This is a genomic window from Spirosoma arcticum (genome assembly GCF_054779955.1).
Genome location: NZ_BAAGXG010000005.1, coordinates 1 through 23,030 on the forward strand (window position 1 = coordinate 1; position 23,030 = coordinate 23,030).

Genomic DNA, 23,030 nt, shown 5'->3' on the forward strand with positions numbered 1-23,030 from the left:
GATCAACTCAATCAACGACCTCGCAAAACTTTGGGCTATCTAAGCCCGGCTGAATTTGCTCAGAATGAGTTTTATGCACTGCAAATGTGAATGTGCGTTTCTTTATGAGAAAATCGTGCTTTTCATTAGTATCCTTCGTCTGGTAGTCGATGATTTGATCATCAATAAGCAGGATGTAGCTTTCCAAAGTTGCTTTTGTTCCCAGTAGAAACTGTCGTTCGTCTTCATTCATCTACTGATTTTGTTACGGTGACCGGTAAGTTACAGAATCATCACTAACAACCCTTGAATTCATTTACCTATGCCCACCTACGTAGCCGCCATTGACCAGGGCACCACCAGCACCCGCTGCATTGTGTTCGACCGGCAGGGTCAGATTGTGTCACAGGCTCAGAAAGAGCACAAACAGATTTACCCACAGCCCGGCTGGGTTGAGCATGATCCCGAAGAAATCTGGAAAAACACGCTCGAAGTCGTAGCGCTGGCCCGCATTAAAGGCAAATTAGCGGCCGCCGACATTGCCGCCGTTGGCATTACCAATCAGCGTGAAACGGCCGTCGTCTGGAGCCGCAAAACCGGCAAGCCGTACTACAATGCTATCGTCTGGCAGGACATGCGCACGGCCGAACTTGCCGCACAGTTTGCCAGTCAAAGTCCGCTGGGACAAGACCGTTTTCGGGAACAAACGGGCCTACCGCTGGCTACGTATTTCAGCGGTCTGAAGCTCAAATGGCTGTTGGACAATGTACCGGGCCTGCGCCAGGACGCCGAACGGGGCGATGCGCTCTTCGGCAACATGGACTCGTTTGTCGTCTGGAACCTGACCGGTGGGACCAATGGGGGCCTGCACCTCACCGACGTTACCAACGCCAGCCGGACGCAGCTCATGGACCTGCACACCCTCGACTGGGACGACGCGCTCCTCGACGCCTTTACCGTGCCCCGTGCCATGCTGCCCCAAATTCGGCCGAGCAGCGCAGTGTACGGAACGGTAGCATCGGAAGTGCTGCCGGGCGTGCCCATTGCGGGTATCTTGGGCGATCAGCAGGCGGCTTTGGTTGGGCAGACGTGCTTCGAGCCGGGGCAGGCAAAAAACACGTACGGCACGGGCTGCTTTCTGCTCATGAACACCGGCACTGAACTCCGCCCCTCCACCTGTGGGCTGCTCACCACGGTGGCCTATCAGTTCCAAAACGAGCCGGTACAGTACGCCCTCGAAGGCAGTGTAGCCATTGCCGGGGCGCTGGTGCAGTGGTTGCGGGATAACCTCAGTATCATCGAAAAAAGCACCGACATTGAGCCGCTCGCCCGTTCGGTGGCGGATAACGGCGGAGCGTATTTCGTCCCGGCTTTCTCGGGACTATATGCCCCCCACTGGAAAGCCGACGCACGGGGCGTCATTGCAGGTCTCACGCGATTCGTCACGAAAGGCCACCTCGCACGAGCCGTGCTGGAAGCCACCGCCTACCAGACCGTCGACGTGGTGCGGGCCATGGAACAGGACGCGGGCGTGTCATTACGGTCGTTGCGGGTGGATGGCGGCATGGTCGTTAACTCGCTGCTGATGCAGTTCCAGGCCGACGTGCTGAATGGTCCCGTTGTGTGCCCGCGCATGACCGAAACAACGGCCCTCGGTGCGGCCTACGCGGCTGGGCTGGCGGTGGGCTATTATAAAAATCTTGACGATCTGCGCCAGAATTGGGGTGTTGACCGCACGTATGAGTCAACGATGGACGACGCACAGCGGACAAAGCTGATGCGTGGCTGGCAGAAAGCCATTGAGCGATCTTTCGGATGGGACGAATGATGGTATACTGACTGCACTACTAGTAACTGGCAGAACCGCTAACCCATCTGCGTATACGTCGACGCAGCAGTGGATCCCGCCCGGCGGTTATAGACGGTAAGTGGTCAGGAGGTGCCTGAAACGCATCTATTCCTGCGCTTCGGCAACGAGTTCGGGTAGCTGAACCAGTTCAAACCAGTGTTTGCAAAAGGCTTCTACACTTTGTAGGGCATTTGGTTTCAGCATCACCGAGTTGGCACCCGCCTGGTAATAGCGGGTCACCTCGGTGTCCGACATTTCACCCGTCCAGATTACAACGGGTATGTGCCGCCAGGAAATGGATTTCATCAGCCACACCAACAACTCGTACCCATTCATAATGGGCATGTTGGCATCCACAATAATCAGGTTGGGTTGTAAGCCCTCCGCGAGCTTTTTCGTTGCTTCAAGCCCGTTCTCTGCGAAGGTCAATGCAACGTTTTGCTGACACTGCCTGATACGAGCGGTTAGCAACACGAAATCGTCATCGTCGTCATCTACAATCAGTATAGAGTAGTTCATACGTTGAATACAAAGTACGGAAACAGACACAACCTATCAGTCAAGCCAAACTGGCGGACCAATCGGGCTTGCTAACTACAGTTAACCGTGTGTGTGACTGATGGTTTTTAATTAACCAAAGTATTCCCAGATGGTGAGTGAACGTACAATAGATTTTTGCTTATCAACGGTTAACTACGTATTATTGCTTCCTTTACATTGCCCCACTGTCACTACTAAACTGGAACGTACTTCCTCTATCTTATGCAACAGCTTTCCACGCCCACTGTCTGGCTGGTTGACGACGACGAAGACGATCAGCTATTCATCCGTTCGGCGTTCGGGAACGGTCAGCCGCCTATCTCCGTATTGACGCTCAGTGATGGAGATGAGTTACTGCCCAGGTTACGGGAATGTGTTGAGTTGCCCCGGCTGATTTTGCTGGATGTAAACATGCCCCGTAAGAATGGATTCGAGACGCTGCGGGAATTACGTGATACGCCGGACTTTGCTGATCTTCCAGTCATTATGCTGACGACATCATCGGACGATGAAGACCGGAAACGTTCCGTTGTGTTAGGTGCTAATCATTTTCTGACTAAACCCCTGACTCACGAACAATTGAGGCAATTAGCCCAGGAATTGATTCAACAGTGGGAGCTGTCCTGACCGCAATCAGCCAAACACATCCTGCCGATTAATGTAATTACACAGAAAAGCCGATCAGTTTGATCGGCTTTTCTGTGTAATTACATTTCATTCCAGAAAATTCAATTTCTTTCGGCAAAACCGAATGCCAAAATACGTGTACGTGACGATTCCGGCGGTCTCAAACACCTCCTCGATGCGGTGAAAGGCGTAGTAACCACTCGAATACTCCTGCACCCAGTCGATGAGAGCAGCACAATACCAAAGAAATGCAATTAACGCCCCGGCTATAAACATTGATGAATAAAGAAATTGGCGCATTTTATTGGCTTGTTGATACCAGCTAACAACTATTAAATAAGTAGACCCCCGAACTATGAGGATGGTCACCCGCTCAAGTTTAATCTTTCTTTATTATTTCTTTTAAGCGGCCCGCGTTTCTCCCTGTTGTGCCAATTGAGGATGCTTAATCCGGCCATATGGTTGGATAGGTTCCACTTAATTTATTTGTGCAATTAATTTGCCAAACTCACAAATGTGTGTTCACCTATTACGTAGTGCCGCTGTCGCAAACAACCGGGTTGGTCGCGTTTCATGAACGATGGGCGTAAAGGAGCCACCGTTGCCGAACGAGACGAAAGAAGTATAGGGTGCGAGCTACGAATCACCTGCTTCAGTTAAGCCGGGTTGCTGTCGGAATTATGCTCATGAACGAATCATAGAAGGTAGAGTACGTGGCGGGTACGGTCGCGCCCGGTGCGCCCCAGGTTACCGTGTACTGCTGTTTTCCCCACTTCCAGCCCACAAATTTGTACGTATTACCCGGTTTATTGAACCTAAGTTTCTTTATTCGACCCGTAGTCTCCACCGTGGCAAATGCCCGCTTTGTATCGGCAGCGGTCAGTTTACCAAGCGCTCGGTAAACTGTATCCTGGCTGCGTCGACTAAAAAGCTGACCATTGTCGAGAAGGTAATACATAGTGGAAAATCCGGTGAAGCCACCGCCATTACCCACCATAAGTTGTCGGCCCGTGTAGGAAGCCGGTGTGGGGGCATAGGCCGTTTTTGTCATAACCACCGGCACGTCTTTGGTGATGGCTTGTGGCGACTGTGCATCAGCGGGAAGCACGCACGACATCGCCAGCAGGCAGGGCAGGACGAAGCGGGGCATCGGTATGGGGTTAATGAATGCTTGAATAGCCAAAGGTAAAATTCCGGTTACGTATCGTCAATACTGCAATTGTATGATTTGACGCTCGTGGGCCGTAAAGGATTAATCAACGGGCAGCTTATTTAGCATTAAAGCGTCACAGGGCGGATTTAACAGCTTCTGAACGGTAAATGGTGGTGTCTGCTGAGGCAACTACGGCCGGGTTGTCTCGCCATAGGTTCTTTCCGAGAGGGTTACTTTTTTACCAAACGGCTGGTGTCTGATCCGCAGTGTCAACAGATTGTCATAATCGCCCGGCTCAATTTGGCTTATCGTTGGCCGTGCTCCCAAACCCTGCGCAATAGGAAGAATAGTGTTGCTGTGACCAACGATCAGTAACGTTCGATGGCGGATTCGGTTCACACGCTGGACAATACCGTTGACTGGACTCGCCGGATACGTCACCAGTTGGATGTTCAGGCGTTGGGCCAGCGGCTGGGCTGTCTGGCGGGTACGGCGATACGGCGTTGTGAAAATGGAATCGATTCCCCGCTTAGCCAGCGTGTCGGCCAGCGCAAGGGCCCGCCGTTGTCCGGCCCTGCTCAAATCGGTCGAATCCGTTTCATCTACTTTCTCGGCATGACGCACTACATACACGGTAGTGGTGGAGCAGGCGGCACTCAAACAGACTAGCAATAGAGCAGCACTGACGGGAGCTGACAGACGCATAATGGATAGACGGACAGAACCGGATGGACACAAATCAGCGTAGAAAATTCAGTTGCTCTGCGCTTTCTCCAACGGGCAGTTGATTCAGCTCCAGCCAATGGTGGCAGACCTCACTCATCCGATGCTTCATGGGTTCAATTCCAATTGGTTTACTAATGACCAAACTAACACCAGCCTTGTAGCATTGTTCAATTTCCTCGTCCGACCCCAGGCTGGTCATTACAACGACCGGCGTGTTCCTCCACGGTGATTGTTTCAGGTACAATAAGGTTTGGTAACCGCTCAGGCCGGTCATGTTCAGGTCCAGCAAAATGAGTCCTGGCCCGGCCAAATCAGGTGCATCCGAGCCGTGCTCATCGGGAAAGGCCTGGTTTAACAGGAACTGGATATGCTCCTGAAGGGCGTTGCCACTGGCGAAAAAACGAGTCTTGTACTGACTTAGAAAATGGTTGAATACATGCTGAACCAGCAAGCGATAGTCGGCGGAGTCGTCGATAATATGTACTTCCTGGTTTTTCATACGGGCCTATAATTAATTGAACGGGAATAGGTAGTCGATTACCAGAAAACACAGCGCATCAGATCGGCTCCTGCGGTAACTTTCCATCACAAAGGAACCAATATTTATTCATTTTATTATTTTTAGTATACAATCAATTCGCGTAAACTAAAATTGCGTAGTGAATGAAAGTGTTACGACCAGTATGGAAGCGTTTACAAATGAAAAGTTTGTTTTTGATTAATCGCAGCCACTCTATAAGCAAACCTGGTTTTGTTTAGTGAACATTCGTTTACTTGCTGTAAACACAGAATACAGCCTGACACAAGTGCCGAACGGAAGAAATTTTTAACGCTGTATTGGGCATTATTGCTCAATTTTGACTGATCAATTATCTACCACCTCAACTATACCTATTTATGCAAAAGTCCTTCTTTTTGATGATGGTCATTAGCCTTGGCATGACTAATTGCACCAACGACAGCACCGACTCACCACAAACCAAGACTCAGCTCATTACCCGAACGTGGCAGATGCAAACGGCGAATGTGACCATCACGGCTAATGGTTTGACCGTGCCCGTTTACACTAAAGGTGTTACCGGCAATTTGGTCGATTACTCCGAATACCAGCTTGCGCTAACCGGCGACGGCAAATTTGCCCTATTCGATGGAAGTCAGACCCAAACGGGTACGTGGCAACTGCTCTCGAACGACACAGAATTAGTACTGATCTATCCCGATAACAGCAAGGCAACGTACACGGTTGAGAGCGCGTCGGCAACGAACCTTGACCTGGGCTACCAGGTCGTTCCTACCACCCAGAATGCAACGGAAAAAGGGTTTCTGGCCCAAGTGCAGGCGCTCGGTCAGGATGCAAGCAAAGGCATCAGGATATCGACAAAGCTCATTCCTCAGTAGTCAGTTCAACAGCGCCTAAATCAAACCATCAGCCGCGGCCGCGAGCACTTTTCCATGAAACTACCTTTCGTTTGCTACGTCGTCCTGCTCGGCGGCAGTCTGACCGCTCAGGCCCAAACCTGGCAACCCGTTACGACGCAGAATGACTGTGCCGCCCGACACGAAAGCGCAGCCGCGCTAATTGGCGACAGCCTGTATGCGATTGGCGGGCGCGGCCTGAAGCCGCTGGAAGCCCTAAACCTGAAAACCCTCGTTTGGCGAGCATTGCCGACGCCCCCCGTCGAGATGAACCACTTTCAGGCCATCAGCTACGGGAATGAAATTTACGTCATGGGCGCGTTTAAGGGCAACTACCCGCACGAAACACCCATTCCCAACATATACCTATACAGCCCCAAATTGGGAACCTGGCGCGAAGGACCACCAATTCCGAAAGAACGGCTTCGCGGATCGGCCGGGGTGGTGGTGTACGGGGATAAAATCTATATGGTCTGCGGGATTATCGATGGCCATTACGATGGGCATGTTGCCTGGTTCGATGAGTATGACCCGAAAACAAACACCTGGAAACGCCTGCCCGATGCGCCCCGCACCCGCGACCACATCAGCGCGGCTATGGTAGGCGAAAAACTGTATCTGGCAGGAGGTCGCAACTCAACAGCTCGTATCAACAAAGTGCTGGAAACGACCATTGCGGAGGTCGACGTGTACGATTTTAAAACGGGACGCTGGGAAACCTTGCCCGCTGCGTCAAATATTCCAACGCAGCGGGCCGGGGCCACGGCCGTCACGCAGGGCGGCAAGGTCTGGATTATTGGCGGGGAAACAGTCCAGCTCAAAGCGCATAACGAAGCCGAAGTACTCGATCCAAAAACCAACCGCTGGACGGCCGGACCTACGTTACAGCAGGGTCGCCACGGGACGCAGGCGGTGGTTCACGAGGGGAGGATTTACATTGTAGCTGGATCGGCCAACCACGGTGGCGGGCCGGAACTGAACACGGTGGAGGTGTTGAAATAAGCGGGCAAGCTAACTGATGATTGACCACGAAATAACCCGCCTTTCCCGACTCGTTGCGCTATTGACGCTGCTTCAAACGAAACGGATATTGACAGCCAGCGAGTTAGCACATCGCTTTTCGGTTAGTACCCGGACCATTTACCGAGACATCAGAACACTCGAACGGGCGGGAATCCCGGTGGTAACCCAGGAGGGTAAAGGCTATGCCATGCTGGAAGGGTATCGGCTGGCTCCTGTTATGTTTACGCGTGAGGAAGCCATTGCCCTGCTCACGGCTGAAAAACTGGTCGCCCGGCTCACCGACACACCTACGGCCCAACTCAGTGGTGCAGCGATGGACAAGCTGCGGGCCGTGTTACGACGTGCTGACCGCGATCATCTCGAAACCCTCGCCCCCCATATTCAGGTGCTGGAACCAACGGGCCAGCCCAGCCGCCCTAATGCCTACCAGCAGTTGGTGACAGCCATTACGGCGCAACGGGTGGTATACCTGAACTATCATGGTGCTGATACCGACTCACCAACCAATCGGGAAGTAGAGCCGATTGGACTTTATCTTGGCCAGCAGTGGCACGTAGTGGCGTATTGTCGGCTGCGGCAAGCGTTCCGGGATTTTCGTCTCGACCGCATCAGGCACTTGACAATTAGCGAAGAAGTCTTTGTTTTCCGCCCCGAAACCGGATCGCCGGACCGCCTACAGCAATACTGGGCCGCTGAGGCCAACCGGCGATCTAAGGAGAAGGTGGTTATCCGCTTTCAGGCGGCTGCGGTCCTGCCCGCCCTGGCGCAGCACTTGCAGGATACCAAACACCAGTATGGCTGGACCCACGAGCAGCTCCTGACTGATGGCACCGTGGAGATAACATTTTTTATCGGCTCACTGTCCTTCTTAGCCCCCTGGCTGCTGCCTTACGCTGGTGCCGTTACCGTACTCGAACCGCTCGCCTTACGGGACCACCTGCGCGAGCTTGCCCAGCGGGCACACGATTTTTTTTGCGCCCCCGATTAAGGTATGACATAAGGCTGTCAGCGGTCGGGTCAACCTTTGCAGAGTCAAGTGACAAACACGCTTGTTTACAGAAACTCAAAAAGCAAAGGCAATGGAAAAGCTGACAATTGATCCCTGGAAGTGGGGTGAGCAAACCAATTCGGTGCAGGCCGTAGAAATCAAACAGGCCGAAAGTACACTCTATTGCTCGGGGCAGGTGGCGATAAGTGCTGATGGACAGCCAAGCACTGCCGACATGAGAAGCCAGTTGATCCAAACTATTCAAAACCTGGAACAACTGATCAGCGAGGCTGGATACGAGCCAAAAAATATAGTGCGGTTAACCGTTTTTACCACGTCGACCACCGAGTTTTTCACTACCTGCTTTGATGTCTTTCAAGGTTGGATCGCTAAGCACAGCATTAAACAGGCGATGACGTTGCTGGAAGTGAAAGGCCTCTATGCAACCCTAACGGTTGAACTGGAAGCTACCGCAGTGAAATAATCACTTCAGCAAGCCGACAGCACACGGGTCCGGTGGTATATCGGACCCGTGTATTTGCTGTTCTTAGGATAGATTTCTACCTCTATGCCGTTACGCCTTCCTTCAGCCGCTCGGCGTTTTCGGCGATGCGAAGCTGCTCAATGAAGTCGCCAATGTCGCCGTCCATTACGGCGGGCAGGTTATGCACCGTCATGCCGATTCGGTGGTCCGTAACGCGGCTTTGGGGATAATTGTACGTCCTAATCTTGTCGGAGCGGTCGCCACTGCCCACCATCGTTTTGCGCTGCGAGGCAATAGCGTCATTGTGCTTTTGCAACTCAATTTCGTAGATACGCGACCGCAGTACCGTCAGGGCTTTGTCGAAGTTTTTCAACTGTGAGCGCTCGTCCTGGCACTGCACCACCAAACCCGTTGGGATGTGGGTCAGGCGCACCGCCGAATACGTCGTGTTCACCGACTGGCCACCCGCCCCCGACGAGCAGAACGTATCTTTGCGGATGTCGTTCATGTTGATCTCCACGTCGACCTCTTCGGCTTCGGGCAGCACGGCCACGCTGGCGGCCGAGGTGTGAATCCGGCCCTGCGTTTCGGTGGCCGGTACGCGCTGCACCCGATGAACGCCCGACTCAAACTTGAGCTTGCCGTACACGTCGTCGCCTTCGATTTCGGTGATAATTTCTTTATAGCCGCCCGATGTTCCCTCGGTGAAGTCTACGAGCGACATTTTCCAGCCCATTTTCTCGCAAAACCGCTGGTACATTCGGAAAATATCGCCCGCGAAAATTGCCGCTTCGTCGCCCCCCGTGCCACCACGAACCTCCAGAATGACGTTTTTGCTGTCATTAGGGTCTTTGGGCATGAGCATTTCCTTCAGCTTTTCTTCGAGCGCATCCCGGCGGGGCAGCAACTCATCGAGTTCACCCTTGGCCATTTCGCGAAAATCCTCGTCTTTCTCGGTCGCAATGACCTGTTTAGCATTGTCAATTTCTTCGAGCAACTGCGTATAGGCGCGGTATTGCAGGACAATTTTCTCTAAGTCCTTATATTCTTTACTCAGCTTCATGAATCGTTTCTGGTCCGAAACGGCTTCGGGCTGAACAATTTGCTGGGCTACTTCATCGAAGCGCTCCCGAATGGCTTCTAACTGGTCAAGCATCCTATTAATAATTAGACCTCAAATTTACAACATTTTGGGGCTTGGTTCAGCAAGTCTTATCTTTACCAAACAATCTGACCAACCTCTATAATGGAAGCTGTTGCCTTCGCACTCAAACTACCTGAAACACTCGATGGGCTGGAAGAAGGGAAAATGCTGCGCATACCTGCCTCCTGGGATGAATACATCAACCTGGTCGAAGACACGCCGTACCCCATCCAATTCCTTAACGACGAAATCCTTATCATGGGGCAGGCTACTGACACGCACGAACAATTAGTTGCCCGGCTTATAAAACTATTCGCTATCTATTTTGATGAACTGGACAATTGCCGGGTGTTAGGCAGCAACGTTAAGATTGTGATTCCTGAGCAAACGGGTGATTTCAACGCCGATCTATCCGTGGTGCGGGGTTCATCGGAGTACGGGACGACACCCACTGGAATTGACTCAAAGGTTCGCATCAAAAACCCCGAAATTGTAGTTGAGGTCTTATCTAAATCGACCCGAAAACTTGATTTGGGAGAGAAATTTACGGCCTACCAAACGGTTCGATCTGTACAGCATATTATGTTTGTTGATCAGCAAACAGTTAATGTTTCGATCTGTTCACGCACCAGCCGACCTGATCAATGGCTACTGACGCATTACTACGCCTTGACAGACATGGTGATAATTGGTGATTTCACGCTGCCACTGGCGGATGTTTACCGGAAAATTGAGTTAGCGAGGTAGCTATTCTTTCTGCTTTTCACCTCGATATGGCCTCTCGACTACTGCTTCTTGCCTCCGCCCTCCTTCTTTCCTGCCTGCCCCTCGCCTGCAACCCCGAACGGGTGAAGTACACCAGCGAGCTAAAGCAGGAAATGGCCGACAAAAAGATCAAGCGAATCACCAATGCCGATCTTGTTGAAACGGTCGATGTTTTTGGTGAACGCATTACCGCCGTTGTTCAGAAAGAAGTAGCGGCTCAACTCCAGAAAACAACCGATCCGGCTGAGCGGGCAAAATTCTGCCAACTCCAGAATCTACCCCGTACAAAAGCCATTGCGGATCGCTACGCAATTGACATACAACTGCTAAGCGGAGCCGACGTGCCCAATGGGGCACTTAGTCAGAAAGAGCGGGAGGTGCTGGATGCGTATTTATACAACGCCGAAAAGAAGCTGCCACAGATCTCCAACATTCAGAAAATCAATGACAACCTCTACGTGTATAATGCGGCCATACCGACGGATAACGTGATTTGTCAAACCTGTTTCGGTACTCAGAAAACGCCGTTAGCCGTTTGGCGGCTGGCATTTTCCAAGCGGGAGATCGTGCGCCGGATGAAACCTACTAAAAAGAAATAAGTAGATCAGGCCTGTATCTGACTCGTATCGAACGGGGCAATGTGCCTGACTTTTACTCGATTATACTGCTTGAAAGATGGATTCAGCACAAAGTTGTGCTCGTCGGGTACTATGCTCGACGGCACCCGGAATGCCACATACTCTTCGCATTTCGGGTGTTTCGCGCCTAATTGCTGGCACTCATCGGGGGGCGGGTTGGTCGCCCAGTTTTCGGGCAGGTCGTCGGCTTCGAGACACAAGACGGGGCAATCGTCGGGCACTTCGTAGGTAATGAGCGACAAATCATCGCCTTTCTTACTCGATGACCCTAACAGGGATTCGCATACGGCCAACGCCCGGTTACTACTGGTATAGAGTGCGGGGGTACCCTGAACGTTCCAGCGACCAGGCTCTTTGGCTGACCCCGAGCCACTCAAATCGTGCGCGAACTCAGTAGGAATAAGTCGGTAGGTAACCATACAAAACAGCAAGTTTATCGTATGGCCGTAAACGCATCTGCGGGGTTGATGGTTGGCGTAGTCAATCAAATGTGCTGGTCATCTGCCCACCGAATGAGCCAACGAGCCGTTTCAGCCGGGTCGTCGTTCACAATGTCCAGCTTACTAATCTGTGCCGGGTCGCGTTGGGAAAGACCGTGCAAGTACGCTTTGTCGTAATAATCGAGCGTGAGGTCGGCAACGGTAGCGTAGTCATTGCGGGTGAGCGCATCGAGTGCATCTTTAGTTATTTTGCCGCCGAGTCGCTTGCTGATCCGGGCGGTGGCTTCCACCAGTAAACGGTGGTCAATGCCGGTGTATTCGGCCACCAACCGCTGCACCCGAACCGCCTTGGGTACGTCGACAAACGCCACCGGGGCCGCCCGCATCTGCTGCCAAAGGGGCATGGGAATAAAGCAGGAGCCAACGTTTCGGCTTTCGTCTTCAATCCAGATGCGTCGGCTGCGCGGTCCGTCGTTACGGTTCAGCGTTCGCCACTCGCCGAAAATTAAATTCTCGAACTGCTCCGAAGCGGGCTGCGGCAGTTGACCGATGGCCCCGTAGGTAGATCCTTTGTGGTGGGCCAGCCCTTCCAGATCAATAATTTGTTCGCCCTGCCGGGCCAGCTCCTTCAGAATGTCCGTCTTGCCACTGCCCGTTTTACCCCCCAGAATAATCAGGTTTCGGGGTTCGGTAAACGCAGACAGCACAGCGTTCCGATACGCCTTGTAGCCACCGGCCAGCGTTGATGCGGTCAGCCCGGCGGTATCGAGCAGCCAGGCAAATGAGCCGCTGCGCATTCCGCCCCGCCAGCAATGCACGAGCACTTCTTTAGTTTGCGGATTGAGTTTTTTCGACCCCCTCACAAACCCCGCCAGCTTTGGCCCAACCAGATCCAGACCCAGTAGCACAGCATGGTCTTTGCCAGCCTGCTTGTAGCGCGTGCCGACCTGCGCCCGCTCCTCATTGTCGAAAATCGGAATATTTACCGCACCCGGAATGTGGGCGTGGTCGTATTCCCCCGGCGACCGCACATCGATGATGGGCAGGGTCTGGGCCTTTTTCAAAAATTCGTCAACAGGAAGCTGCATGATGTACCATAAACCGCAATCAAGGTCTATGGTTCCGCTGGTCATTCAGCGCTGGGGTCCGGCCAATACGTTCCTGAACTACTGATTTTACTGGCTAAATAATATGCTCCAAGGAATAGCAAACGGCAAAATCAGTACCCAGACCACAAAGAATAAGGCCATTCCCTTCGGATACGACTGGTTGTTCATCAGTGCGGGTAGGGCTGCAAACAGCAACCACGACGATTTATAAATAAGTTGAAATAGCAGCACCAAGCTCATCTGCCGTGGGAAGAACAGACCCAGCACCGACAAAATAAAGATGGCTCCCCACAATGCGCCAACTAGTCGGATGGCCTCTGAATAGGCAAACCCGTTACCGAAAACGGTGGCCTGCGCCGTTCCGGGCATGAACAGGCTGGCAATGCTGATCCAGCCCGCAACGAGGATATTGCTCACGTAAATGATGTTCATCAACGGCAGTGTGTTCATTATAAATTGGACTGTTGTTCGGCAATTCGATTAATTTTCCTCATAACGTCCGGCAGCATTTTTCGGTAGTTACGCCCCAGCGCCCGGCCAAAAACACCCTTCGACACCCCTGTTAGCCAGACTTCGTGCGTGAAAGCCGTTTTTCCATTTTGGATGGTGAGAAAGCGTTTTACGTTTAAAGCGCCGAGCGGTAGTTTTGTCCTGAACGTGTACGATCTATTAAAAATAACCTCCGTCAGCGTAAACGTCGATTTTGGACCTCTGTCGGGGATCAGTGCGCCTTTGGCCCCGGCTGCGAACGGCCCGTTCAACTCAGCGTCTTTCAGGCCGTCGTCCCAGGCCTTCCAGTTTGGCACATCCGTCCAGACGCGCCAAATGGCCTCCGGCGAAGCCGACGTTTCAACGGTGTGGCTGAAGCGCGTGTTCGATTGCTGGGCCAGCGCGGGCATGGCAAACAGTATAGTGAGCATGATCAGTGGGTTTTGCATGATGAATTCTTTTTATGTTATGCAAAACTCCGGTTCCCTTAATCGGCAACACTTCACCTACGTTAATTTCGGATAAGTCAGCGGATATTTTTACGGATTCGGCTCAGCGATTGCGGTGCAATACCGAAATAAGACGCTAAGTATTTGAGTGGTACCCGCTGGATTAGCGATGGCTGAGCGGTCAGCATCGTCCGGTAGCGATCCTCAGCCGTTTCAGTCTGCAACGCTTCCAGAATATCTTCGGTGTAGGTTTGTACTTCCTGGATCAGTTTTCGTATAAACGTATTCCAAGCATCCGTTTCGAGTAATCGGTAAGCATCTCCATAGGTCATCTGCCACAATACGCTATCCTCTAAAGCCTCGATACTCTCGCGGGCGGGCTGCTGCGACGCGAAACTTTTCTGCGACGTAAAGACGTAGGGCACGTCAGTGAAATACTTGGTGACTTCACCGCCGTCCTTCAGGATAAAAAAGCGTAGCAGCCCACTCTCCAAAAAGTACAGGTAGCGGCAAATCTTGCCTTCAGATAGAATCAGCGTTCCTTTAGGCACTTCCTGCCTAACCAAACACGCTTCGACACTGCCCCAGTCGGCATTAGATAGGCTCGTGTAGTTATTGATAAACTGGCGAAGTGGGTGCATCAGGCAACGGGTATGTCTAACTCCCGCAAATACATCTGAATCGTGTTCTCCAGGCCAAAATACAGCGCGTCGCAGATAAGCGCGTGACCGATAGACACTTCTTCCAAACCCGGCACCTGTTCGACAAAGAAACGCAGATTGTCTAAGCTCAGGTCATGGCCCGCGTTCAGACCTAAGCCCAGTTCCTGCGCTTTCTGGGCCGCCCGCACAAAGGGAGCCACGGCAGCTTCACGATTGTCATAATACTGAGCCGCGTAGGGTTCGGTATACAATTCAATGCGGTCGGTGCCCACTGCTTTAGCGCCTTCCACCATGCGCTCGTTGGCATCCACGAAAATAGACACGCGAATGCCGTCGGCCTTAAACGTATTGACCAGATCGCGCAGGTGATCAGCGTGGCGAATGGTGTCCCAGCCCGCGTTGGAGGTGATGGCGTCGGGCGCGTCGGGCACGAGCGTCACCTGGGCGGGCCGAACGCGTTTGACAAGGTCAATGAACCGATCATCGGGATTACCTTCGATGTTGAACTCGGTCGTTACCATCTCGTGCAGGTCCAGCACGTCCTGGTAGCGGATGTGGCGCTCATCGGGGCGGGGGTGCACCGTGATGCCCTGCGCTCCGAAGCGTTCGCAATCCAGCGCAACCCGGACCAGATCGGGGTTATTACCACCCCGCGCGTTGCGGATGGTGGCGATTTTATTAATGTTGACGGACAGGCGGGTCATCTTTTAATGAGCGAAAGAGTGAATGAGCGAATGGCTCCGTTGGTTTCGTAACTTTGCCCAAACAATGAAGGTTCAGGAGATGAGCGAGTCCTTATTCGCTCTTTTACTCATTCACTCTTTCGCTCATTAACCAAATGACTCTCAAACAACAAATCGACGCCGATATAAAACAGGCTATGCTGGCCCGCGATCAGGATAAACTCCGTGCACTGCGGGCCGTAAAATCGCTGATTCTACTCGAAGAAACCAAAGAAGGCAAGACCGGCGAACTGAGTGCCGACGAAGACATGAAGGTGCTGACCAAAGCCGTGAAGCAGCGCAAAGATTCGGCCGACATTTACCGGCAGCAAAACCGCCCCGACCTGCTGGCGGTTGAAGAAGCCGAAATTGCAGTGATTGAGCAGTATTTGCCCAAGCAATTATCCGAAGACGAACTCAGAGCCAGACTCCAGGCAATTATGACCCGCGTGGGCGCATCGGCCCCGTCGGATCTGGGCAAAGTAATGGGCGTGGCCTCCAAAGAACTGGCCGGACAAGCTGACGGCAAAGCGATTTCGGCGATGGTAAAAATACTTTTACAGTGACCACCCTTGATCTACTCATGCTCATTCCCCTCGCATGGGGGGCCTTCAACGGCTACCGCAAAGGTCTCCTCGTGGAGATTGTGGCGGTAATTGCCTTTGTAGTGGCTATGATCGTGGGGTTCAAATTTCTGGCGTTCGGGATTGATTTGCTTAGCCCCTACATCAGCCGTGAGGTGGCTCGCAAAATTCTGCCGTGGCTGGGTTTCTCAGTCATTTTCTTCCCAACGGTATTCATGATCAATCAGATGGGATTTGCCATCCGGCGCTCGTTGAAGTTCTCCGTTCTTGGCACGTTCGACAGCGTAGCTGGAGCAGCCGTCGGACTTTTTACATGGATTTTTGGAATTAGTGTGATTCTCTGGTTGTTTAGTTATATGGGCGTCAAAATACCACCCCGTCAACTCAATGGCGCCTTTCTTTACCCGTACATCCGCCCAATCGCGCCGAAAGTAATGGACAAAGCCGCCGTTTGGGTGCCGCAGGGACTCGAAGCCGGGAAGAAGTGGCGGGCAAGCACTGAACGACAATGACCACGACAGCGACAATCAGTAAACAGGACATCCGCAAGACCACCCCAGCGCAGTTGAAAGACTGGCTCGTGCAGAACGGCGAACAGGGCTTCCGGGCGAAACAAATCCATGAATGGCTCTGGAAAAAGTCGGCGCAGTCGTTTGAGCAGATGACCAACCTGTCGCTGCCGACGCGGGAGTTACTCCATACTCACTTCGAGATTCGATCCCTAACCGTCGATCAGCAGCAACGCAGTAGCGACGGCACGATCAAGTCATCATTCCGGCTGTTCGATGGAAACTTGGTAGAAGGCGTCTTGATTCCAGCCCTGCGCCATGATGATACGGATAGAATGACGGCCTGCGTATCGAGTCAGGTGGGGTGTTCGCTGACGTGTAAATTCTGCGCCACGGGTTATATGGATCGCAAACGCAACCTCGACGCGGCCGAAATCTACGATCAGGTCGTGGCCATTGACTGGCAGGCGAAAGAAAACTACAATGCGCCATTGTCTAACATTGTGTACATGGGCATGGGCGAACCATTGCTCAACTACAAAAACGTGCTGGAATCGGTTGATCGAATCACCTCGGCCGACGGGCTGGGTATGTCGCCCAAGCGCATTACCGTTTCGACGGCGGGTATTGCCAAAATGATCCGCCAACTCGGCGACGATCAGGTTAAGTTCAACCTCGCCCTCTCGCTCCACGCGGCCAACGACACCAAGCGCGACCAGATTATGCCCATTAACGAAAGCAACACGCTGGCGGCACTGGGCGATGCGCTGGGGTATTTTTACAAAAAGACCGGTACTCGCATCACGTTCGAGTATATCCTGTTCTATAATTTCAACGACACGCTGCAGGACGCGCAGGAACTCTGGAAGTTTACTAAACGCGTACCGGCTAAGATCAACATCATTGAGTACAACCCCATTGCCGAAGCTAACTTCACCAACACCGATCCCGAAACCCTCGACCGCTTCGCCGGTTTCTTGGGGGATAAAGGGGTGACCCTAAACGTTCGCCGAAGCCGGGGCAAAGATATTGATGCCGCCTGTGGGCAATTGGCGGGTAAGACGTAGAGACACAATACCTTGTGTCTCCTCCTGCGTCAGCAAAACCATCCGGTCAGAAGCCGCAAAGTGTTGCGGCTCTACAGCGCGGCCTTAACAATTCCATAATATCCCTCTAACCGGTTTACCTTACTTTTGTGGGAATCATTGGGGTACGGAATCTGCCGTTTACCTCATCACAGAAGACTCCCACTCCATGTTTGGATTAGAAACGGATGTTTTTATTCTGCTCTTCATCAGCCTGTTCGCTGCCTGCGCCTTCGAATTCGTTAATGGTTTCCACGACACGGCCAACGCCGTAGCCACCGTCATTTACACCAATTCCCTGAAGCCGACTGTCGCGGTCGTGTGGTCGGGCATTTGCAATTTCACGGGTGTTCTGCTGGGGGGTATCGGCGTAGCGATGGGTATTGTTAACCTGCTGCCGGTGGAGTTGCTGGTCGACCAAAACGTGTACCACAGCGTTGCGATGGTGATGGCGTTGCTGCTGAGCGCCATTATCTGGAACCTCGGCACGTGGTATTTCGGTCTGCCCAGTTCGAGTTCGCATACGCTGATCGGCTCCATTCTGGGCGTGGGACTGGCGTTTGCCACCATGCCTGATAATAAGGACGGGGCGGCCGTAAACTGGGAAAAAGCCATTGAAACTGGCTGGGCGTTGTTGCTTTCTCCCCTGCTGGGGTTCAGCCTGGTAATTGTATTGATGTTTCTGGTTCGGCGGTTAGTACCCGAGGAAACTAAAGATCAGTTATTTAAGGAGCCCAAGAAAAACACCCCCCCGCCAGCGTGGATACGGGCCATTCTGATCGCTACCTGTTCGTTAGTAAGTTTCTTCCACGGCAGTAACGATGGCCAAAAGGGCGTTGGGCTGGTGATGCTGATTCTGATTGGCATTGTACCGTTTCAATTCGCGGTTAAACCTAATCTTGATCCCCAGCTGCTACAATCGAACATATCCGGCATCGAGCAGACCGTTGCCGCGCTGGACTCGAATCAACTCTCCGTCGTCAACCGCGCCCGGCTGGCCCGCACCCGGACGGAACTGGTTGAGCTAAAAGAATTAGTTGGTGATCCAACAACCGACAATAAGATTCCGCAGGCTAAACGCCTGGACGTCAGGAGCGATTTGCTGCTCATTAACAGCAACATGACCAAGATTGCGGATGACGAAGGGGCTAATTTGAGTACCAATCAGTTGGCAGCATTGCGGACAAACCTAAGCCAGGAAAGTGGGTTACGCCGGTATACCGATTACGCTCCGCTGTGGGTTATTCTGATGATTGCGCTCTCACTGGGTTTAGGCACTATGATCGGCTGGCGCCGGATTGTGGTGACGGTGGGCGAAAAGATCGGTAAGCAACACCTGACCTACGCACAGGGAGCATCGGCGGAGTTAACGGCAGCTATTATGATCGGCATGGCGTCGCAGTTGAATGTGCCGGTTAGCACCACCCACGTACTGTCGTCGGGCATTGCGGGTAGCATGGTAGCCAACAAAGGCATCAAAAACCTACAGGCGGGTACGGTTCGTAACATTGCCCTCGCCTGGGTATTGACGCTGCCCGTTTCGGTGCTACTGTCCTTTACGCTCTATATTCTCTTTCGGTGGCTAATTTAAGTGTGTTGGTTTTGGTGTGTCGGTATTTAAGTGGTTCTAACCCGCAAACACTTAAACACTAATACACATAAACACTCAGGCGCTTATCGAAAGTAAAACTTAGAAGGCGAAATCTCCGCTTTTACCGAGTCGATCAGAACGGCGCTGGTCCCGTTGTCTTCGTAGCGCAACACGTAGCCCGCCTGTTTAAATGAGGGCGTCACACCCGTGTAGATATAGCCCGTTTGCGGATCAACCCCCAGCCCGCTGAATAAACGCCGGATAAAGGGTCGCGTTGCCGGAATGCTTGTAGCGTCGATTCGAAAGCTGTATGTTTCTCCCTTTTCCCGGTTGTTATCGGCTGGATCGTAGAACGAGTTAACGAAGTAAAACGTCTGCCTGTCTTTGCCAAGGGCGATTGCGCGGGGCGACCTGGCTGAATTACCAACTTTCATTCGAATCTCGACGGCTTTAGTTGCCGTGTTAATACGCACCATCTCGTTGGTCGACGACGTGTACCCCCACAACCGGCCATTGGCATCTATAGCCAGCGGACTGGTGTTGACGCCCACGTCTAAACCCGGCTGCTTAACCTCATCTTTTTCGGTATCAATAATGGTCAGGCTGCGTTCGCCCCCGGCACTACCGACGAATGCTTCCTGGCCGACCACCACGATCCGGTCAGCACCTTTAGCCACTGGAATCTTTTTTACCACCGTCCGCGATGCCAGATTCAACACCAGTATATAACCGGGTTTGGCGTAGAAATTCGACGGGGCGCCGGTGGTATCCCAGCAACTTACGTAGGCTTTGTTGGGACCAGCCTGAACGACGTAGCGCGGATTTTCAACATCGGGGGATTGGAACGTTGCCAACGCCTTAAACGTACCCGACTCAACAATCTCGATCTTGTCCTGTCCGGCCGTGCTATTGTCGACCAGAATTACGCCTTTACCATTAATTTCGGTATAATCCTGCACACCGCCGGTCAGGGCGCGGGCGTTGGCTTCGTTAAAAATGTCGGTCGAAGCCGTAGCTGAGTTTTGGGGCAGAAATGAGATTGACCCGTTATTGGCCAACGGCTCGCCCACGTTCACCACGTAGGTCCCTGCCTCATATGGCGACGGTTCCGGGTCGGGCACTTGACAACCGCACACGCTCAAAACCCATAATCCAGCCAGCACTGCTTTACTCCACTTATTTTTCATTGTACCCTCTACCAAATTGATTGCTACAGCAAATCTAAGCACAGGAGTTTGCCCGATAACCCAGACCGCTCGATTCAAATCAGTTGTAAATCGGCAAAATAATAGGTCGATGTCATTTCTTCGCCACTGCTGGTTTTATACGTGTAGTTTTTAGACACCATCTCGCCGACCTGAATGGGTATGGGTGCGCTAAAATACGGAGCCTGATATACGAACGTGTGAAACTCGCCATTCTCCCCACAGGGGTCCACGTTGGGTGGTAAGTCATTGACAAAGGCCCGGTCCAGTACCCGGCCGCAAAACGACGCATCGAGGTACTGGCTGTTCACGCTGACGACCATTGTAGCAAAGCCCGCTGCCCAGAACTCCTCCAGTAGCTGGAGCGACGCAGTTTGCCAGAGTGGAAAAATACCGGTCAATGGCCAGTGGGCCAGTTGCGATTCCCGCCAAACCCGCAAATCATCCAGAAAAATATCACCGAAAACAGCGTGGGTAACCCCCGCTTCTACCAACGGCTTCAGCACAAGGTCCATTTGCTGCTGGTAGTCGGTCATGGCGCTTTCTTCGGGTAAGAACAGTTTCGTTTGTGGCAGACCCAACCGGGCGGCTTGCGCATCGAGCAATCCTTCGCGAACGCCGTGCATCGAAACGCGCCGGTTTGCGGCATTCAGCGTCGTCAACAGCGTTTCAACCGAGTACTGCCCGGTTTGCAGAACACGCCACAGAGCAAGAGCCGAGTCTTTGCCCCCACTCCAGTTCATCAGTGTCCGGTTCATAGCGCGGGCGTTTTGATGGCCATCGGTAAGCCGCTAACCAGCAGCGTAACAGCGTCGGCCTGACTGGCTACGTACTGGTTGGCCCAGCCCTGCAAGTCGGTGAACGCCCGGCCAAGGGCGGTTTCGGCATGAACGCCCATTCCCAGTTCATTCGTCACGATAATGAACTGGCCCGGCAACGCCAGCAACGCGTCGATCTCCTGCTTAAATAAATCGAGTGACTGCGCTACGTCCTGCTTTGTATCGCCGAAAAAGTTAGTTAGCCAGAGCGTCACGCAGTCAATGACAACCACCTGCCCGGCCAGCGGCAAACGGCTAACGTGGCGTTGCTCTTCGTAGATGGTCCACTCTGGTCCGCGATCCTGCTGATGACGACTCACCCGCTCGGCAAACTCATCATCCCAGACGCGGGCCGTGGCTACGTAAATGGGGGCTTCGCTTCGTTCGCGGGCTATCTGCTGGGCATACCGGCTTTTACCGCTCCGCGCTCCGCCCGTAATCAGGTGCAAATACGCCTGGCGCGTTGGCATAAATCGTATGAACTTTGGCTTGTAAAGTAGCCGGAACCGTGAATAAATCAGGATGGAAGCAAGCCGCCAACAGTTCAATACCATCGACCAGCGTAGCCGCCGAAGGCTGGGTGAACAAATCATAGTCGGCGACGAAAACGGCCCCATCGGCCACGGCCCGCAACTCGTGCCAGCCGGGCTGCTGTTCGAGCAGGGGCAGTTCCTGCATCGTCCGGTCGGTGGTGAAGCCGCAGGGCGCAATCACCAATACTTCGGGGTCGTACCGGCGCACCTTCTCCCAGGTCGTCACGATGCTGTCGCCCGACGGGTTACCCAGCATGTCGATTCCACCGGCGTAGGCAATCTGGTGCGGAATCCAGTGGCCGCAGTTGTAAATGGGCGCCATCCATTCCATCACCATTACCCGTTTGGGCAGAGCGCGACTGGCCCGCAGCCGGTCGATCACCGCATCGATCCGGTCGCGCAGACCCTGTAAATATGGGTAAGCCGCTTCCTCACGACCCAGCGCCGACGCAATGGTCACGGCCGTATCGAATACGTCGGTTAGGCTCTGAGGAGTCAGCGGCACGACGGTCGGCTGCTTGGGCAGACGGTCGAGCACGGCCTGCGTGCATTTGGTGTCGATCTGGCAAACTTCGCACACGTCCTGGGTGAAGATGACGTCCGGTAAAAGCTGGTGGAGTATGTCTTCTTCGACGTAGTACAAACTTCGACCTTCGGCTTTCGACGCTGAGAAAATGCGGTCGATTTCTTCACTGCTGTAATCGTGACCTTCTAATACGCACCGCACCAAGATTGCTTTTTCGGCGCGGGCCGGTTCCGGGCACTCAAACGTGACACCGTGCAGTAGCTCCTGCAAACCCATGTCGTAAATCATCTGGGTGGCGGCTGGCAAAAACGAACAAGCTTTCATCGTTGACTTTTATAAGTAGGAATCTTGGTCTGAGAGATGAGCGTGGCGGCTGTTGGTATCAGGCAACCGCCAACTTCGGGTAGCGCGTTTGCAGCCACTCGAACCCACCAAACAGCACCGCGCTGTATACCAGCGTACTGGCCAAGAAATTACGCATGTATGGGACACCCTGCAAAATACACTGCTGCCAGCCCGCGAAATCACGGCTCAGTGGCAGTTGGGTGCGCAGGTCGATGCCACCCGTTAGCCACACGCTCGTATCGGCCAGCAGCCAGTGCGACAGCGACGCTACCAGCGCGGCCACCAGCAGGTTCTTGACCGATACCTTGTGCAAAATCGTCTTGCCGTACCAAACGATGAGTGCAAAAATGCCGTAGATCCAGTACCAGCCAGAATACATGACACCAAACTGCCCTTTGTAAAGCACAACGTTGATAACCAGATCGCTCAGCAATAACGTCAGCAGCGGCAGACCAAAAGCTTTCCAGCGATTGGTGAAATACGCCCCACCGAACAGAGCCATCGCTCCAATGGGCGTGAAATTAGCCACCGGCGACCACTCGGCCGAGTTGGCAATACGGAGTACGGCCACCAGTCCAATAAACAGCAGGAGCACTACGAAGCGGGGATTAAGTGATTGTTTCATGTTTAC

General features: G+C 53.0%; 30 protein-coding genes. 12 read left to right on the plus strand and 18 right to left on the minus strand.

Going from position 1 to position 23,030, the window contains the following annotated elements; all coding sequences use genetic code 11:
- Positions 1 to 7: 7 nt before the first annotated feature.
- Complete coding sequence (locus ACYVHB_RS12120) at positions 8 to 232, minus strand: hypothetical protein (protein WP_461052000.1); 225 nt, start codon at positions 230 to 232, stop codon at positions 8 to 10.
- Positions 233 to 301: 69 nt separating this feature from the next.
- Between ACYVHB_RS12120 and glpK the strand changes: the two genes are divergently transcribed.
- Positions 302 to 1,807 (plus strand): glycerol kinase GlpK, encoded by a 1,506-nt coding sequence (gene glpK / locus ACYVHB_RS12125; RefSeq protein ID WP_461052001.1) that lies wholly within the window; start codon positions 302 to 304, stop codon positions 1,805 to 1,807.
- 126 nt (positions 1,808 to 1,933) lie between these two features.
- Here glpK and ACYVHB_RS12130 read toward each other — a convergent pair whose 3' ends face one another.
- Positions 1,934 to 2,347, minus strand: a complete 414-nt coding sequence (locus ACYVHB_RS12130; RefSeq protein WP_461052002.1) for a response regulator — start codon at positions 2,345 to 2,347, stop codon at positions 1,934 to 1,936.
- Between the two features lie 243 nt (positions 2,348 to 2,590).
- On the opposite strand from ACYVHB_RS12130, the gene ACYVHB_RS12135 reads away from it, so the two are divergent.
- Positions 2,591 to 2,995 (plus strand): response regulator, encoded by a 405-nt coding sequence (locus ACYVHB_RS12135; protein ID WP_461052003.1) that lies wholly within the window; start codon positions 2,591 to 2,593, stop codon positions 2,993 to 2,995.
- 87 nt (positions 2,996 to 3,082) lie between these two features.
- Here the strand turns inward: ACYVHB_RS12135 and ACYVHB_RS12140 are convergent, their stop codons facing one another.
- The 4 genes from ACYVHB_RS12140 to ACYVHB_RS12155 form a co-directional block, all read right to left on the minus strand.
- The gene (locus tag ACYVHB_RS12140; protein ID WP_461052004.1) at positions 3,083 to 3,295 is read right to left on the minus strand and encodes a hypothetical protein; all 213 of its coding nucleotides are present in this window, start codon (positions 3,293 to 3,295) and stop codon (positions 3,083 to 3,085) included.
- Between the two features lie 352 nt (positions 3,296 to 3,647).
- The gene (locus tag ACYVHB_RS12145) at positions 3,648 to 4,145 is read right to left on the minus strand and encodes an FAD-binding oxidoreductase (RefSeq protein WP_461052005.1); all 498 of its coding nucleotides are present in this window, start codon (positions 4,143 to 4,145) and stop codon (positions 3,648 to 3,650) included.
- 192 nt (positions 4,146 to 4,337) lie between these two features.
- The gene (locus ACYVHB_RS12150) at positions 4,338 to 4,853 is read right to left on the minus strand and encodes a SixA phosphatase family protein (RefSeq protein ID WP_461052006.1); all 516 of its coding nucleotides are present in this window, start codon (positions 4,851 to 4,853) and stop codon (positions 4,338 to 4,340) included.
- Between the two features lie 34 nt (positions 4,854 to 4,887).
- Positions 4,888 to 5,373, minus strand: a complete 486-nt coding sequence (locus ACYVHB_RS12155; RefSeq protein ID WP_461052007.1) for a response regulator — start codon at positions 5,371 to 5,373, stop codon at positions 4,888 to 4,890.
- Positions 5,374 to 5,771: 398 nt separating this feature from the next.
- Here ACYVHB_RS12155 and ACYVHB_RS12160 point away from each other — a divergent pair, with 398 nt between their 5' ends.
- From ACYVHB_RS12160 to ACYVHB_RS12175, 4 genes are all read left to right on the plus strand, one after another.
- Entirely contained in the window at positions 5,772 to 6,272 is a 501-nt protein-coding gene (locus tag ACYVHB_RS12160; protein WP_461052008.1) for a hypothetical protein, read from the plus strand.
- Between the two features lie 54 nt (positions 6,273 to 6,326).
- The gene (locus ACYVHB_RS12165; protein ID WP_461052009.1) at positions 6,327 to 7,292 is read left to right on the plus strand and encodes a Kelch repeat-containing protein; all 966 of its coding nucleotides are present in this window, start codon (positions 6,327 to 6,329) and stop codon (positions 7,290 to 7,292) included.
- Between the two features lie 16 nt (positions 7,293 to 7,308).
- Positions 7,309 to 8,301, plus strand: coding sequence for a helix-turn-helix transcriptional regulator (locus ACYVHB_RS12170; protein WP_461052010.1), 993 nt, complete (start codon positions 7,309 to 7,311; stop codon positions 8,299 to 8,301).
- Positions 8,302 to 8,392: 91 nt separating this feature from the next.
- Positions 8,393 to 8,785, plus strand: a complete 393-nt coding sequence (locus ACYVHB_RS12175) for a RidA family protein (RefSeq protein ID WP_461052011.1) — start codon at positions 8,393 to 8,395, stop codon at positions 8,783 to 8,785.
- 82 nt (positions 8,786 to 8,867) lie between these two features.
- Here ACYVHB_RS12175 and prfA read toward each other — a convergent pair whose 3' ends face one another.
- Positions 8,868 to 9,941: a peptide chain release factor 1 gene (gene prfA / locus ACYVHB_RS12180; protein ID WP_461052012.1), complete on the minus strand. Its 1,074-nt coding sequence runs from the start codon at positions 9,939 to 9,941 to the stop codon at positions 8,868 to 8,870.
- A 90-nt stretch (positions 9,942 to 10,031) separates the two neighbouring features.
- On the opposite strand from prfA, the gene ACYVHB_RS12185 reads away from it, so the two are divergent.
- Both ACYVHB_RS12185 and ACYVHB_RS12190 read left to right on the plus strand, forming a co-directional pair.
- Positions 10,032 to 10,676 (plus strand): Uma2 family endonuclease, encoded by a 645-nt coding sequence (locus ACYVHB_RS12185; RefSeq protein ID WP_461052013.1) that lies wholly within the window; start codon positions 10,032 to 10,034, stop codon positions 10,674 to 10,676.
- 26 nt (positions 10,677 to 10,702) lie between these two features.
- A complete protein-coding gene (locus tag ACYVHB_RS12190) occupies positions 10,703 to 11,293 on the plus strand; it encodes a hypothetical protein (protein WP_461052014.1) in 591 nt (196 codons plus the stop codon).
- Positions 11,294 to 11,298: 5 nt separating this feature from the next.
- Here ACYVHB_RS12190 and ACYVHB_RS12195 read toward each other — a convergent pair whose 3' ends face one another.
- The 6 genes from ACYVHB_RS12195 to ACYVHB_RS12220 all read right to left on the minus strand — a co-directional run bounded on the left by ACYVHB_RS12195 (position 11,299) and on the right by ACYVHB_RS12220 (position 15,185).
- Entirely contained in the window at positions 11,299 to 11,751 is a 453-nt protein-coding gene (locus ACYVHB_RS12195; RefSeq protein WP_461052015.1) for an RES family NAD+ phosphorylase, read from the minus strand.
- Between the two features lie 65 nt (positions 11,752 to 11,816).
- Positions 11,817 to 12,860 carry a tRNA 2-selenouridine(34) synthase MnmH gene (gene mnmH, locus ACYVHB_RS12200; RefSeq protein ID WP_461052016.1) on the minus strand — a complete coding sequence of 348 codons (1,044 nt, stop codon included), beginning with the start codon at positions 12,858 to 12,860 and terminating at the stop codon, positions 11,817 to 11,819.
- Positions 12,861 to 12,947: 87 nt separating this feature from the next.
- A complete protein-coding gene (locus ACYVHB_RS12205) occupies positions 12,948 to 13,313 on the minus strand; it encodes a hypothetical protein (RefSeq protein ID WP_461052017.1) in 366 nt (121 codons plus the stop codon).
- A 17-nt stretch (positions 13,314 to 13,330) separates the two neighbouring features.
- Positions 13,331 to 13,819, minus strand: a complete 489-nt coding sequence (locus ACYVHB_RS12210) for an SRPBCC family protein (RefSeq protein ID WP_461052018.1) — start codon at positions 13,817 to 13,819, stop codon at positions 13,331 to 13,333.
- Between the two features lie 77 nt (positions 13,820 to 13,896).
- On the minus strand, positions 13,897 to 14,460 hold the full coding sequence (locus ACYVHB_RS12215; protein WP_461052019.1) for a Crp/Fnr family transcriptional regulator: 564 nt from the start codon (positions 14,458 to 14,460) through the stop codon (positions 13,897 to 13,899).
- Complete coding sequence (locus tag ACYVHB_RS12220; protein ID WP_461052020.1) at positions 14,460 to 15,185, minus strand: pyridoxine 5'-phosphate synthase; 726 nt, start codon at positions 15,183 to 15,185, stop codon at positions 14,460 to 14,462. Before ACYVHB_RS12220 ends, ACYVHB_RS12215 begins: the two co-directional genes overlap by 1 nt.
- Positions 15,186 to 15,319: 134 nt before the next feature.
- Between ACYVHB_RS12220 and ACYVHB_RS12225 the strand changes: the two genes are divergently transcribed.
- From ACYVHB_RS12225 to ACYVHB_RS12240, 4 genes are all read left to right on the plus strand, one after another.
- Positions 15,320 to 15,769 (plus strand): GatB/YqeY domain-containing protein, encoded by a 450-nt coding sequence (locus ACYVHB_RS12225; RefSeq protein WP_461052021.1) that lies wholly within the window; start codon positions 15,320 to 15,322, stop codon positions 15,767 to 15,769.
- A 17-nt stretch (positions 15,770 to 15,786) separates the two neighbouring features.
- The gene (locus ACYVHB_RS12230; protein WP_461052022.1) at positions 15,787 to 16,299 is read left to right on the plus strand and encodes a CvpA family protein; all 513 of its coding nucleotides are present in this window, start codon (positions 15,787 to 15,789) and stop codon (positions 16,297 to 16,299) included.
- Positions 16,296 to 17,363 (plus strand): dual-specificity RNA methyltransferase RlmN, encoded by a 1,068-nt coding sequence (gene rlmN, locus ACYVHB_RS12235; protein WP_461052023.1) that lies wholly within the window; start codon positions 16,296 to 16,298, stop codon positions 17,361 to 17,363. Before ACYVHB_RS12230 ends, rlmN begins: the two co-directional genes overlap by 4 nt.
- 187 nt (positions 17,364 to 17,550) lie before the next feature.
- Positions 17,551 to 18,972 (plus strand): inorganic phosphate transporter, encoded by a 1,422-nt coding sequence (locus ACYVHB_RS12240; RefSeq protein ID WP_461052024.1) that lies wholly within the window; start codon positions 17,551 to 17,553, stop codon positions 18,970 to 18,972.
- An 83-nt stretch (positions 18,973 to 19,055) separates the two neighbouring features.
- On the opposite strand, the gene ACYVHB_RS12245 is transcribed toward ACYVHB_RS12240, so the two are convergent.
- The 5 genes from ACYVHB_RS12245 to ACYVHB_RS12265 form a co-directional block, all read right to left on the minus strand.
- Complete coding sequence (locus tag ACYVHB_RS12245) at positions 19,056 to 20,159, minus strand: DUF5074 domain-containing protein (protein ID WP_461052025.1); 1,104 nt, start codon at positions 20,157 to 20,159, stop codon at positions 19,056 to 19,058.
- Between the two features lie 74 nt (positions 20,160 to 20,233).
- A complete protein-coding gene (locus ACYVHB_RS12250; RefSeq protein WP_461052026.1) occupies positions 20,234 to 20,935 on the minus strand; it encodes a Dph6-related ATP pyrophosphatase in 702 nt (233 codons plus the stop codon).
- Positions 20,932 to 21,465 carry a bifunctional adenosylcobinamide kinase/adenosylcobinamide-phosphate guanylyltransferase gene (gene cobU / locus ACYVHB_RS12255; RefSeq protein WP_461052027.1) on the minus strand — a complete coding sequence of 178 codons (534 nt, stop codon included), beginning with the start codon at positions 21,463 to 21,465 and terminating at the stop codon, positions 20,932 to 20,934. The genes ACYVHB_RS12250 and cobU overlap by 4 nt, the downstream gene beginning before the upstream one ends.
- Positions 21,410 to 22,378 (minus strand): ABC transporter substrate-binding protein, encoded by a 969-nt coding sequence (locus ACYVHB_RS12260; RefSeq protein ID WP_461052028.1) that lies wholly within the window; start codon positions 22,376 to 22,378, stop codon positions 21,410 to 21,412. Before ACYVHB_RS12260 ends, cobU begins: the two co-directional genes overlap by 56 nt.
- A gap of 58 nt (positions 22,379 to 22,436) precedes the next feature.
- A complete protein-coding gene (locus ACYVHB_RS12265) occupies positions 22,437 to 23,024 on the minus strand; it encodes a DUF6580 family putative transport protein (protein WP_461052029.1) in 588 nt (195 codons plus the stop codon).
- Positions 23,025 to 23,030: the final 6 nt, after the last annotated feature.